Annotated in this window: 11 protein-coding genes; 7 read left to right on the top strand and 4 right to left on the bottom strand. The window is 53.6% G+C overall.

Features of this window, described 5'->3' with window-relative positions; genetic code table 11:
* The first annotated feature begins 86 nt into the window (after positions 1 to 86).
* The 6 genes from OGV85_RS05135 to patD all read left to right on the top strand — a co-directional run bounded on the left by OGV85_RS05135 (position 87) and on the right by patD (position 7,193).
* On the top strand, positions 87 to 1,496 hold the full coding sequence (locus OGV85_RS05135; RefSeq protein WP_061548296.1) for an aminotransferase-like domain-containing protein: 1,410 nt from the start codon (positions 87 to 89) through the stop codon (positions 1,494 to 1,496).
* Between the two features lie 328 nt (positions 1,497 to 1,824).
* A complete protein-coding gene (ydcS, locus tag OGV85_RS05130) occupies positions 1,825 to 2,970 on the top strand; it encodes a putative ABC transporter substrate-binding protein YdcS (RefSeq protein ID WP_061548295.1) in 1,146 nt (381 codons plus the stop codon).
* A gap of 16 nt (positions 2,971 to 2,986) precedes the next feature.
* Positions 2,987 to 4,003 (top strand): ABC transporter ATP-binding protein, encoded by a 1,017-nt coding sequence (locus OGV85_RS05125; protein ID WP_061548294.1) that lies wholly within the window; start codon positions 2,987 to 2,989, stop codon positions 4,001 to 4,003.
* A complete protein-coding gene (locus OGV85_RS05120) occupies positions 4,004 to 4,948 on the top strand; it encodes an ABC transporter permease (protein ID WP_061548293.1) in 945 nt (314 codons plus the stop codon).
* A complete protein-coding gene (locus OGV85_RS05115; RefSeq protein ID WP_003020204.1) occupies positions 4,938 to 5,744 on the top strand; it encodes an ABC transporter permease in 807 nt (268 codons plus the stop codon). The genes OGV85_RS05120 and OGV85_RS05115 overlap by 11 nt, the downstream gene beginning before the upstream one ends.
* A 21-nt stretch (positions 5,745 to 5,765) precedes the next feature.
* The gene (gene patD / locus OGV85_RS05110; RefSeq protein ID WP_061548292.1) at positions 5,766 to 7,193 is read left to right on the top strand and encodes an aminobutyraldehyde dehydrogenase; all 1,428 of its coding nucleotides are present in this window, start codon (positions 5,766 to 5,768) and stop codon (positions 7,191 to 7,193) included.
* Between the two features lie 216 nt (positions 7,194 to 7,409).
* Here the strand turns inward: patD and OGV85_RS05105 are convergent, their stop codons facing one another.
* Positions 7,410 to 7,535 carry a hypothetical protein gene (locus OGV85_RS05105; protein WP_269446843.1) on the bottom strand — a complete coding sequence of 42 codons (126 nt, stop codon included), beginning with the start codon at positions 7,533 to 7,535 and terminating at the stop codon, positions 7,410 to 7,412.
* 214 nt (positions 7,536 to 7,749) lie between these two features.
* Positions 7,750 to 7,845 carry a stress response membrane protein YncL gene (gene yncL, locus OGV85_RS05100; RefSeq protein ID WP_071524268.1) on the bottom strand — a complete coding sequence of 32 codons (96 nt, stop codon included), beginning with the start codon at positions 7,843 to 7,845 and terminating at the stop codon, positions 7,750 to 7,752.
* A 192-nt stretch (positions 7,846 to 8,037) separates the two neighbouring features.
* On the opposite strand from yncL, the gene OGV85_RS05095 reads away from it, so the two are divergent.
* Positions 8,038 to 8,211 carry a GhoT/OrtT family toxin gene (locus OGV85_RS05095; RefSeq protein WP_003020198.1) on the top strand — a complete coding sequence of 58 codons (174 nt, stop codon included), beginning with the start codon at positions 8,038 to 8,040 and terminating at the stop codon, positions 8,209 to 8,211.
* A gap of 19 nt (positions 8,212 to 8,230) precedes the next feature.
* Here the strand turns inward: OGV85_RS05095 and OGV85_RS05090 are convergent, their stop codons facing one another.
* Together OGV85_RS05090 and OGV85_RS05085 are read right to left on the bottom strand one after the other, a co-directional pair.
* A complete protein-coding gene (locus OGV85_RS05090) occupies positions 8,231 to 10,393 on the bottom strand; it encodes a virulence factor SrfC family protein (RefSeq protein WP_061548291.1) in 2,163 nt (720 codons plus the stop codon).
* On the bottom strand, positions 10,390 to 13,371 hold the full coding sequence (locus tag OGV85_RS05085; protein ID WP_061548290.1) for a virulence factor SrfB: 2,982 nt from the start codon (positions 13,369 to 13,371) through the stop codon (positions 10,390 to 10,392). The genes OGV85_RS05090 and OGV85_RS05085 overlap by 4 nt, the downstream gene beginning before the upstream one ends.
* Between the last annotated feature and the right edge of the window lie 4 nt (positions 13,372 to 13,375).

Genomic DNA, 13,375 nt, shown 5'->3' with positions numbered 1-13,375 from the left:
TAACTATAACAGTTATAAAAAACACCCTGATTATGTAAACTGATATACACAGTGATTGTCACCGACACCGGTAATCGGGATCAAAAATGAAAAAGTACCAGCGACTGGCAGAGCAAATTCGCGATCAAATTGCGTCTGGCGTATGGCAGCCAGGCGATCGCTTGCCTTCCTTGCGTGAGCAAGTGGTCAGCAGCGGAATGAGTTTTATGACCGTCGGACACGCATACCAGTTGCTGGAAAGCCAGGGGCGGATTATCGCCCGGCCGCAGTCTGGTTATTATGTCGCCGCGCGCCCCGAACGTGAACTGGCAGCGCCGCAGGTGCAGGTCACGCGCGACGAAGCGGTGGATATCAATACCTATATTTTTGATATGTTGCAGGCCAGCCGGGATGCGTCAGTGATGCCCTTTGCCTCCGCATTCCCCGACCCGCGTCTGTTTCCACTTCAACAGTTGAACCGCTCGTTGGCACAGGTGAGTAAAACCGCCACCGCCATGAGTGTGATTGAAAACCTGCCGCCGGGGAATGCTGAGCTGCGTCATGCCATTGCCCGTCGCTATGCTCAACAGGGGATGACGATTTCACCGGACGAAATCGTCATCACCACCGGCGCGCTGGAAGCCCTCAACCTGAGCCTGCAAGCAGTCACTGAACCGGGTGACTGGGTGATTGTCGAAAACCCCTGTTTTTATGGGGCGTTGCAGGCCCTGGAGCGATTACGTCTGAAGGCGCTGTCGGTAGCCACCGACGTTAACGAGGGGATCGATCTTGCCGCGTTGGAGCAGGCGTTGCAGGAATATCCGGTAAAAGCCTGCTGGCTAATGACCAACAGCCAAAATCCGCTGGGTTTTACGCTCAGCGCAGAGAAAAAGGCGCGTCTGGTTGCCTTGCTGGAAAAATACCACGTAATGCTGATTGAAGATGATGTTTACAGCGAGCTGTACTTTGGCCGCGAAAAACCGCTACCAGCCAAAGCCTGGGATCGTGCCGACAGCGTTCTGCATTGTTCGTCTTTCTCGAAGTGTCTGGTGCCAGGATTTCGTATTGGCTGGGTGGCAGCAGGGAAACATGCCCGGCGTATTCAGCGACTCCAGCTAATGAGCACCTTATCTACCAGTTCGCCCATGCAGCTTGCACTTGTTGATTATCTTTCAACCCGGCGCTATGACGCGCATTTGCGACGCTTGCGTCGGCAGTTGGCGGAACGTAAACAACAGGCCTGGCAAACGCTGCTGCGTCATCTTCCGGCGGAAGTCAAAATTCACCACAACGACAGTGGTTATTTTCTGTGGCTGGAGCTGCCGGAACCGCTTGATGCTGGTGTGCTCAGTACCCATGCGCTGGTACACCACATCAGCATTGCGCCGGGGAAAATGTTCTCGACCTCGGGAAGCTGGACACGTTTTTTTCGTTTTAATACTGCATGGCACTGGGGAGAGCGCGAAGAGCAGGCCGTAAAACAGCTTGGCAAATTAATTCGTGAAATGATGAAATAAACCATAACGCGCTATTCAATATAAATGAATAGTGCATTCTTATTTTCGAAATAGTGAATGCTGAACCACGGTATTATTTATATCGGGTGCGGCCATACAAAATATCAATAGTTAATACTATTGCCACCTCTGCGTCTAACTCCTTGTCTATACTCCAGAAGATTACCCCCCAGGTCAGAGTCTGTAGCGTAATGAGCGTTAGCTCACAACCTGATTAAATTTCCTTGCACCAGCAGGAACGCTTACCACACCCCGACTATTTTTAGAAAAGGACATATATTTACGGCAAGGCTGCCGCTCAATATTTTTTCGACAGGAGTAAGACGTTATGAGCAAGCAACTTGCCCTCAGTAGCCTGTGTGCCTTCAGCATGACGCTGATGACTGCGCAGGCAGCCGAACCCCCCACATCATTAGATAAACCGGAAGGCCGCCTGGATATTATTGCCTGGCCGGGTTATATCGAACGTGGGCAAACCGATAAACAATATGACTGGGTCTCGCAGTTTGAGAAAGATACCGGCTGTGCGGTCAATGTAAAAACGGCGGCCACCTCTGATGAGATGGTCAGCCTGATGGCTAAAGGCGGTTACGATCTGGTAACCGCTTCTGGTGATGCCTCACTGCGCCTGATAATGGGAAAACGCGTTCAGCCGATTAATACTGCGCTGATCCCTAACTGGAAAACCCTTGATCCGCGAGTGGTAAAAGGGGAGTGGTTTAACGTTGGCGGTAAAGTTTACGGTTCGCCATACCAGTGGGGACCAAACCTGCTGATGTATAACACCAAAACCTTCCCAACGCCGCCGGACAGCTGGAACGTGGTATTCGTTGAACAAAATCTGCCTGACGGGAAAAGCAATAAAGGTCGCGTTCAGGCTTACGATGGCCCGATCTATATTGCCGACGCCGCATTATTCGTTAAAGCCACCCAGCCGCAGTTGGGTATTACCGACCCCTATCAGCTCACTGAAAAACAGTATCAGGCGGTGATCAAAGTCCTGAGCGATCAGCACGCGTTGATCCATCGCTATTGGCACGATACCACCGTGCAAATGAGCGATTTCAAAAACGAAGGCGTAGTGGCGTCAAGCGCCTGGCCTTATCAGGCTAACGCCTTGAAAGGCGAAGGTCAGCCAATTGCCACGGTCTTCCCAAAAGAGGGGGTTACCGGATGGGCTGATACCACCATGCTGCACAGTGAAGCGAAACACCCGGTTTGCGCTTACAAATGGATGAACTGGTCATTAACTCCGAAAGTACAGGGCGACGTAGCGGCCTGGTTTGGTTCTCTGCCAGTGGTACCTGAAGGTTGTAAAGCCAGCCCGTTACTGGGTGAAAAAGGCTGTGAAACCAACGGCTATAGCTATTTCGACAAAATTGCCTTCTGGAAAACGCCAATTGCCGAAGGTGGAAAATTCGTTCCTTACAGTCGCTGGACGCAGGATTACATCGCCATTATGGGTGGTCGTTAATTCCGCTGGGGGTTTTATGACGTACGCAGTGGAGTTTCATAACGTCTCGCGTTTGTATGGGGATGTTCGTGCAGTGGATGGGGTGAGTATTGCAATTAACGACGGTGAGTTTTTCTCTATGCTGGGGCCATCCGGCTCCGGCAAGACCACCTGTCTGCGCCTGATTGCCGGGTTTGAGCAACTGTCAGGCGGCGCAATCACTATTTTTGGTAAACAGGCCAGCGAATTGCCGCCCTGGGAACGGGACGTCAATACGGTATTTCAGGATTACGCGTTATTCCCGCACATGTCGATCCTCGACAACGTCGCCTATGGGCTGATGGTTAAAGGCATTGATAAAAAACAACGCCACGCGAAAGCACGTGAAGCACTGGATAAGGTCGGACTCGGTTTTGTTTATGAACGTAAACCGTCGCAGCTTTCCGGTGGGCAACGTCAGCGTGTGGCGATTGCCCGGGCGCTGGTCAATGAACCGCGCGTCCTGCTGTTGGATGAACCGCTCGGGGCATTGGATCTCAAACTGCGTGAGCAGATGCAGCTGGAGCTGAAAAAATTACAGCAATCCCTTGGCATCACCTTCATCTTTGTCACCCACGATCAGGGTGAAGCCCTGTCGATGTCCGATCGGGTGGCGGTGTTTAATAACGGTCGCATCGAACAGGTGGATTCTCCGCGTGAACTTTACATGCGTCCGCGGACGCCGTTTGTGGCAAGTTTCGTCGGAACGTCAAATGTCTTTGATGCGACGATGTCGGCGAACGTTTGTGGGCTACAGGGTATGTTCTCCCTACGTCCCGAACACATTCGCTTGAATGATGCCGGAGGAGAAGTCCAGGCCCGGGGTGTTATTCAGGCGGTGCAGTATCAGGGGGCGGCGACGCGGTTTGAGCTGAAACTCGCCGGAGGGGAAAAACTGCTGGTTAGCCAGGCGAACCTGACGGGAGAAATGCTACCGTCAACGTTGTCGCCGGGTCAGCAGGTGATGGCATCGTGGTCCCGCGACGTGATGGTACCGCTGGTTGAGGAGAGGTGAATGGCTATGAACGTCTTACATTCGCCTCCACAGTCGACAAGCCTGAACCGGATCTCAGGTTACTTCTGGCGTAATCCGGGGATGGGGCTGTTTTTGCTGCTCCTTGGACCACTGATGTGGTTTGGCATTGTCTACTTCGGCTCATTACTGACGCTGTTGTGGCAAGGTTTTTATACCTTCGACGATTTCACTATGTCGGTCACGCCGGACCTGACGCTGGCGAATTTGCAGGCGCTGTTTAATCCTGCTAACTACGACATCATTTTGCGTACCCTGACGATGGCGGTGGCGGTCACCATTGTCAGCGCGATTCTGGCGTTTCCGATGGCGTGGTATATGGCGCGCTATACCAGCGGCAAAATGAAAGCCTTTTTTTACATTGCCGTAATGTTGCCAATGTGGGCCAGTTACATCGTTAAAGCCTATGCGTGGACGCTGCTGTTAGCTAAAGACGGTGTGGCGCAGTGGTTTTTAACCCATCTTGGGCTGGAGCCGCTACTGCTTTCGTTCCTGACGCTGCCTGCGGTAGGCGGCAATACGTTGTCGACTTCAGGCTTAGGGCGCTTTCTGGTGTTCGTCTACATCTGGCTGCCGTTTATGATCCTGCCGGTACAGGCCGCGCTGGAGAGACTTCCGCCGTCACTGTTACAGGCCTCCGCTGATTTGGGCGCGCGTCCGCGTCAAACCTTCCGCTATGTGGTCCTTCCGCTGGCAATACCCGGTATCGCTGCGGGATCTATCTTTACCTTCTCTCTGACGTTGGGCGACTTTATCGTGCCACAGCTGGTGGGACCACCAGGCTATTTCATCGGCAACATGGTGTATTCGCAACAAGGGGCGATCGGCAATATGCCGATGGCGGCGGCATTTACTCTGGTGCCGATTGTGTTAATCGCACTGTATCTGGCGTTCGTGAAGCGTCTGGGAGCTTTCGATGCACTCTGAACGCGCGCCCTGGTTACTCAAACTGGCGGCATGGGGTGGGGTTATTTTCCTGCACTTTCCCATCCTCATCATTGCCACCTATGCTTTTAATACTGAGGAGGCTGCTTTTAGTTTTCCACCGCAGGGATTAACGCTGAAGTGGTTTAGCGTTGCGGCGCAGCGTAGCGATATCCTGGAGTCTGTGACGTTGTCACTTAAGATCGCTGCGTTGTCGACCGCTATTGCCCTTGTTCTGGGGACGCTGGCCGCGGCCGCGCTGTGGCGAAGGGACTTTTTTGGCAAAAGTGCAATATCGCTGTTGCTACTGTTGCCGATCGCGCTGCCGGGCATTATTACCGGCCTTGCGCTGTTGACGGCGTTTAAAACCATCAACCTGGAACCGGGTTTTCTCACGATCGTAGTGGGCCATGCGACGTTTTGCGTGGTGGTGGTGTTTAACAACGTTGTGGCGCGTTTTCGCCGTACCTCATGGAGTCTGGTTGAAGCGTCTATGGATCTTGGCGCCAACGGCTGGCAAACCTTTCGTTACGTCGTGCTGCCCAATCTGGCATCGGCACTACTGGCGGGCGGGATGCTGGCGTTTGCCTTGTCGTTTGATGAAATCATCGTGACAACGTTCACCGCCGGACATGAAAGAACACTTCCTCTGTGGCTGCTCAATCAATTGGGCCGTCCACGGGATGTGCCGGTCACCAACGTTGTGGCATTGCTGGTAATGCTGGTGACAACACTGCCAATTTTAGGGGCCTGGTGGCTAACGCGTGAAGGCGACACTCTCGCCGGAAACGGTAAATAAACGACGATATGGGAAATTGCTATGCAACATCAATTACTGATTAATGGCGAGCTGGTCAACGGTGAAGGTGAAAAGCAGCCAGTCTATAACCCTGCCACTGGTGAACTCATTCTGGAGATTGCTGAGGCGTCAGCCATGCAGGTTGATGCCGCGGTGCGTGCGGCAGACACCGCGTTTGCCACCTGGGGGCAAACCACGCCGAAAGTCCGCTCTGAATTGCTGCTGAAACTGGCGGACGCTATTGCCGATAACGCGCAAACCTTCGCTGAGCTGGAATCACTTAACTGCGGTAAGCCACTGCACTGTGTCCTCAACGATGAAATTCCAGCTATTGTCGACGTTTTTCGCTTCTTTGCCGGGGCTGCTCGAACTCTGCAAGGACAGGCGGCCGGAGAGTATTTGGAAGGACATACGTCGATGATTCGCCGTGATCCGCTGGGCGTGGTGGCCTCTATTGCACCGTGGAACTATCCGTTGATGATGGCGGCGTGGAAGCTGGCTCCAGCGTTGGCAGCGGGAAACTGTGTGGTGATTAAACCATCAGAAATTACCCCGCTGACGGCGCTTAAATTGGCCGAATTTGCCAAAGATATTTACCCGGCTGGCGTTATTAACGTCCTGTTTGGTCGCGGTAAAACGGTGGGCGATCCGCTGACCGGCCATGAAAAAGTCCGCATGGTTTCTCTGACTGGCTCCATTGCAACCGGTGAACACATTATTCAGCACACCGCGCCGTCAATTAAGCGCACACATATGGAACTGGGCGGCAAAGCCCCGGTGATCATTTTTGATGATGCCGATCTGGATGCGGTAGTGAGCGGCGTGCGGACCTTTGGTTATTACAATGCCGGGCAAGACTGTACCGCCGCTTGTCGAATCTATGCCCAAAAAGGCATTTATGACGCGTTGGTTGAGAAACTCGGCGCCGCGGTTGCCAGCCTGAAAATTGGTGCGCCGAACGACGAATCGACGGAACTGGGACCGGTAAGTTCGCAGGTACATCTTGATCGCGTGACTAAAGCGGTCGATGAGGCCAAAGCCCTGGGGCATATCAAAGTTATCACCGGCGGCAAGAAAGTGGATGGCGCAGGCTACTACTTTGCCCCAACGCTGCTTGCCGGGGCGAAGCAAGAAGATGCCATCGTGCAGCGGGAAGTTTTCGGCCCGGTGGTCAGCGTGACCGTATTTGATGATGAAGACCAGGTGCTGGCGTGGGCAAATGATTCGAAATACGGACTGGCATCTTCCGTCTGGACCCGGGATGTTGGGCGTGCGCATCGCTTTAGCGCTCGCCTGCAATATGGTTGCACCTGGGTCAATACCCATTTCACGCTGGTTAGCGAGATGCCGCACGGTGGGCAAAAACAGTCTGGGTATGGCAAGGATATGTCGGTTTATGGGCTGGAAGATTACACGATTGTTCGCCATGTCATGATCAAGCATGAGTAATCTTTTAAGCGCGAGCGGTAAATGGGGCACGGATAGCTAAATATCGGCAAACGTGTGTCTATACTATTCGCGCCACTGGCCTCGTCGCCATCGGACGGCGGTAAGTTGGAAATATCCGCGAGGTCAGGCTAATTGATACAACAAAGTCCCGGTTGAATGTCGGGGCTTTGTGCTTTCAGGTATACCGTCCGGTTATTAGCGGCGTAAGCTGCTAAGTCAGGCGAGTAGCGCACAAACGCTCAGAACCAGTCCCAGTTGCTCCGGCGTCAGACCTGTCGTCAATAATCGCCGGTGCAGCAGTTTGTCCAATAGTGAAGCAAATGCCAGTAACAACCCCGTCAAGCCAAAGGATCTGGCGCTCCATCCTAATTTCCATCAGTATACCGACACAACACCAGGCCGTGATTGGGGCAATATAATGCCGCAGAAGGATTAGGGGTATTACATACAAAGGATAATTTACCCGGCAGTGTGAGAATGGGAAAATAGTTTACTAATGGCAGAGAGAAGTCCCTCTCTGCCAACGGACGCTGCAATTAATCAAACAAGAACCACATCAAGCAAACCAGCCGAACCTTGCGGAAATCAGACTGAAAAGTCCTACAGCAGCAAATATATTTATCAGCACCACCGTTTTACTGGAAACATTCATTTGTGCCACCTTTCGTTTTAACCCCTATGGGTATAGTACGGGTTATAACTATCCGCAATAGTACGAATTCTGAACATAATGAAAATGGGTTGTTTTACAGCCGCTTTTCTTAAATTAATTAATAAAACTTGATGTAGGTCATGAAAAAGAGCATATTGCGCGCGATTTCACCTTTCGGCCCGGATGCCTTACATGTCTTTGTACCAAAAAATGTTGGTTTTTTATGCGGTGATGGCCGTTATCACGGCAATCATCACCTGGTTTCTTTCCCGCGATAAAAAGCGAATTCGCTTTCTCAGCGCGGTATTAGTCGGTGCGACCTGGCCGATGAGTTTTCCCGTCGCGTTAATGTTCTCTCTCTTCTGATGACGGAGTAAACGCCGCTTCAGGCGGAAAGCAGGGCATCTAATCGCTTTTTGTCGACTTCGCTGACATCCTGTGGATGCTGATACCCCACGTTCTCATTCGCACGGGTATACAAAGCGACCAGCCAGTCGTATACGTAGCGGCTTGCGCCGTGCGAAGGTTGTTCATCCAACTTCGTCAGGCGTAACATCGGCTGTTGCTTCGGCGCGCTAAAAATAGCCGATCCTTTCTGGATCCTGCTGGCAGGGCGCTGATCCTCAGCAACGTCGGCAAATCCAAGCCAGGTAATAAAATCACCGATATCGGCGTATAGCTGCGCGGCACAGACGTTTTCGCGCTGCATAATGCGCTGTAAGCGCTGCGGCATCTCCAGGCGATAGCTGGTGGTGACGAGGATGTCGGCAACCTGTCTTAACGTACGGGGATCGAGTCGTAAACGGCGGGCATTATTTTCATCGCGACACCACTGGCGCACGTGGTTAATCCACATTTTGTGAGCCTGATATCCGGTCTCCTGGCTTTCCGGTGAGTGCATTGTGTCACGCACCTCGGCAAACAGGTCAATCTCTTCATTAAATAAACCACTTACCTGCTCCTCGCGCGGTTGCTGAATACGCAGCAGCGACTCAAAAATGCGCATCGGCGGGAGCAAACCATCCAGCAGTTCGCCATGCTTTGCCGCCTGAGCCTGTAGCTGGCGGATCACTGACTCATTGCTTGCTGATTCGGTCTCAACGGGATTAATCCAGCCGATTAGGGTTTCGCGTACGCGCTGCTGGTGCTGTTCACGCAGGGAGGTCAGCCTGGCCAGGCGCTGCTGTGGTGAGGTTGCCTGAGTCAACCATTCGACGAGGCGTTGTAAGCTGTGTTTATCCAGCGCCTGCAGCGTGCCCCAGTGCAGTCCGGGTTTGCCCATTAATTGCTGCACGGATTCGTCAAGATTTTGCTGGGTACTAAAACGCGCATCCTGCGGGGTAATGGCCCAGACCACGCCTGGCAATGCGGCGTCGTGGACGGGTTGAGTATCGTTAACCCAGCCCAATAGCTTGCGGGTGATGGCGGGCGTCTGGGCGCGGGTAGAGACAGCGTTGCAGATTAAGAGCACATCCGGTTGCAGGTGCTGGCGATAATGTTCCAGCATCCAGCCTAATTTTGCCTGCCACAGTGGATGCGGATGAGTATCCGGGGCGAGGGGAATATCGAGCAGATCGACATTCTCCAGCACCGCGTCTTCAACCGTCAGGACCAGTTCGCGCGTGAGCAGCGCCAGTGACGACAAAGAAAGGCTGACTGCATTGAGCAACTGATGATTTTCAATCGGATGAACCACCACATCGCTTTGCGCCTCATTATTGCCGGTTAATGCCACCTGGGTTAGGAAACTTTCGGCAGGTAAACCAAAATGATCAACCAGCAGACTCAGCGGGGCCGCTAATTCTTGCGCGTGTCCAGTTTGTTGCAACGTGTGCGCCAGCGTCAGCCACTGCTGCGTCAGCTCTGGTTGTTCTCCCCACAGTAGTGCCCAGGCGTTTGCCCGGGTAGTCAGATCCAGTGCGGGCAGCAACGTGGCAAACTGGTGCCATAGCGCATCGTCAATTTGCTGCTGGTTTGCCGGTACGCAGGAGCGCCAGAAACGACCGATTGCCGCAACATCATGTGCGGTAATGCCCGGCACAGGGTGACGCTGACGCAGCGTTTGCCATTTTTCCAGGCGCGCCTCAATAATCGATTTCTCGACCTGCCGGTTATCCGGGAGCGCGCTGAACTGGGCGATAAATAGCTGTACCAGTTCCGCTTCACTGAGTAACCGCAGACGCAACGGCCATTCGCTATCATGCGGATTTTCATCGCGCGTAAAGCGGATCGCCATATTGGTTGGCGCATGGCCAGGATTAATATGCGAGAAATAATCAAAGCTGCGATCCGGGGTAACAATATTCACTTTGCCAGTGGCATTGCTGCACAATGCCGCAAGCAGATGTGCTTTTGCCGATTGTGAATGTCCGTATAACCCTATACATCCTTGCGATGAAAAGGTTGTCTCTAGCGCAGATTCACTCACTGCGGCTAGCGTAAGCTGTGCCAGCAGGGCATCCGCTTCATCATCAAGACGCGCCGCACGTTGACGGGTATCTACCACCCACTCGATGGCGGCCTGCGCGGTATTTAACATCTTACTCATTTCAGGTACACGCTCCCGCTATCAATCCAGTAATGGCTTCCGCTATGGCGACGGTCTGCCAGCGTATTCAGTTTTAACGTTAAGGCATTGGCGGCAACGGGGGTGCCATCCTGTAACCAGGCATCGCTCAGGACGAAGAATTCTGGGCCACTTTCTTTGCTGCCGCCGCGTAGCTGCAGCCGTACATTCAACACGCCATCTCCGGCGATGGTTTTTGCCAGTTCGGCGGAATTTATGCTGAGCGTATACAGCGGCGTGGCAGGCCAGCGGCTGTTTGCCAGTTGCCGGAATCCTAACGTCACGTTGCCACGTAACGGGAAGTGCAACCGGGCATCCAGCTTCGCACCTGGTTTATCCAGATCAATATCGTGATACCAGATGTTCTCATCGCGCAGTGTATTGACCGTGTTATCCAGTACGCCAAGATAACGTACGGTCGAGTAAGCGCCGATATCGGCAGCTTTAAAGTTAAAACGCGGCAAACGCAAATCCAGCGCCAGGCTACACAGCATGGCGCCGACTGCCGCGGTGGATTTGGGATTACCAATCCGCCCTTGTTGGCTGAACGGATACCACTCATGCACGCGGTAGTTATCCATCCAGATCATACGGTTAACCGGAACAGGTTGCAGATGGCGGATCAACGCCTGCACGCCCGGTAAACAGGCGGGCCTGCCGGTCACTAATAAAATATCGCAGCGATAATGTGAAATAGCCTCACAAACCGCGTGCAGCGGGGAAGTCAGGGTAAATTGCCCCGCTAACAGAGCTTCTTGTAACTGCCTGAACTGTACCTGCAACGGCACGCTCAGAACATCAAACGCTGGCGAACCTGCTGGCAACGCATGGTCGATAGCCTGCTGGATGTAGTTCATCACGTTGCGCGTTGGTCGTTGGCTCAGGAGTTCTCCGAATGTGGCATGCAGACCAGCGACCGGATCGTTAATATCGCTTTGTTCCCAGGCACTGAGTACCGCATGACCGAGCGGCATAAAGAGCTGCAATGCCGTTTGTTGACGCAAAATCGCCTGGGTATCGATGCGACCGGAATCGCCAAACAGCGTGGCCAGTAATGCAGCGGCATCGGTCACGCCAGCTTGTTGTAAGCGGGTTTGCAGCGCAGGCAACACGCAACGCTGAATCACGTCCAGAAGCATGTCATCGCCTGCCACCTTAAAACCCTCACGGAACAGCAAATGCGGAGTAATTTTAACGTTCGCGCCGACGCCGTCATCAAGCTGATAATGGACGACGGCCATATCCGTTGTCCCGCCGCCAATGTCGATCGATGCCACGCGCAGCGCCCGGCCTTTAGTCTCACCGGGTTCCGGCAAACGGTCCGGGCGGGCAAGGGCGTTAAAGAATGATTCGGTGTGGCCATCGTAGTGAGAGATAGCCTCGTTATACAGCCACACCAGTTGCCCGCAGCTGGCTTCATCCCATTCCATCTGAATTTCAGGTACGGGAACCACACTCTTTTCCTGCTGTTTACGGGTAGTGAAGTCTTCATCCTGCGGGTGCCAGCCCATTGCTTTCCAGACCAGGGCAATAGCTTCAAACATGCGCAGGCGGAAAATCTCGCGTTCCTGTTTGGGCATCGCCGACGGTAGGGTCAGGATCAGCGTCCGTAACTGACGAGGAGATGCCGGGAATCCGAGGCGCAAACGCGTCGCTACGCTGTTAATTTGCCCCAGCGCCTGGGCCAGTATTTCGCATAACATATGCGTCATCAGCGTACTGCGGCTGTATTGCGGTGAGAATACCGGCAGACGATCGTCCTGCGGCAGGCTGAACAGCGGTTGCCCGTCATCGTTCATCAGGTTCATCAGTGGGAAGGCGGTAGCCAGCGGTTCGCGCTGGGTTTTTCCATTCATCTGGCTAAAGCGCCAGTCATGTAACACCGGCGTTTCATCCCACAGATAACGGCGCGGGCTGGAGATCCCACTATTGCCCTCGGTGCCCATACGCTGCATTGCCAGCTTACGGGCTTCATCACCCACACGCACAATCGACGGCCAGATAAAGGCGTCATCACGTCCGCTCTCAACGGAAAAATGCTGCTTACCAAAGCGCGCTTCGGAAAACTCCAGCCGACTGGTGAACAGCGGATCGTTGAGGAACTGCGGCTCGCTTAACGAACGGACCTGCAATTCAGCGGTCTGACGCAGCCCGTCATTGGCATCCCCGTGATCTTCAATCAGGACGCCACAGGTATGGGTATTACCGATATCTAAAATAAGATCGACGGGAATAGCGGGTGTGCTAAGGGTATGCGTAACCAGTTTCACTTCCGGGACAGAAAGCTGCTCGCCTAACAGAGTCAGCACATTCAGCCAGTGCGCCTGGTATTCAAAGTTACGCAGCGCCAGCTGGATCTCTTGTTCTGAGCGATTCTCATGTTGGGTGACATGGTGCATAAAAGATTCGCGCAACCAGCCGTCAATCCAGGTCTGGTCAAGGAAATCAGCAATTTCACTGTCATGCCAGGCCAGCGCGAATCGTGTCCCGTTGAGCAGGTCGTTTTCATTAGGCGTTAACGCTGCAGGGGCATTTTCAGTGAGCTGGCTATCCAGCGCCACGGTAACGCGGTGGGTGTTGCCCGCGCTGTCGGGTTGCGCCAGTTTTCGTACCTGCACGCGCGCCCAGTTATCCGGGCCTTCAACAAACGTGCGCGGTGGGTTAAAGCGCAGAAACGGCAGCGGCAGCCAGACACCGTCGAGGACATCCAGCGAATAATGCAGCGTCTGGGTACTTTCCGGCTTCACCACTTCGGGCTGACCGCCAGTGCTGCCAGGCAAGGTATAGCGACCCGTTGCCAGATCGAAATCCAGCCGTAGCAGGGGACCGTTTGCCGTTTTGCGCACAAAGCGGCCATGGTGCGCAGATTCCTGCGGCGTCAGGCCAAAATCCAGGAATTGAACACCGCTATTGGCGATGAGCGTCACGCTCTGCTTGTAATCACACAGATTCACCAACATAGAA

Source organism: Citrobacter sp. Cf132, assembly GCF_030333885.1.
GTDB lineage: Bacteria > Pseudomonadota > Gammaproteobacteria > Enterobacterales > Enterobacteriaceae > Citrobacter > Citrobacter freundii.
The sequence above is the reverse complement of the archived record's forward strand: the minus strand, read 5'-3'. Positions and strand labels throughout refer to the sequence as shown.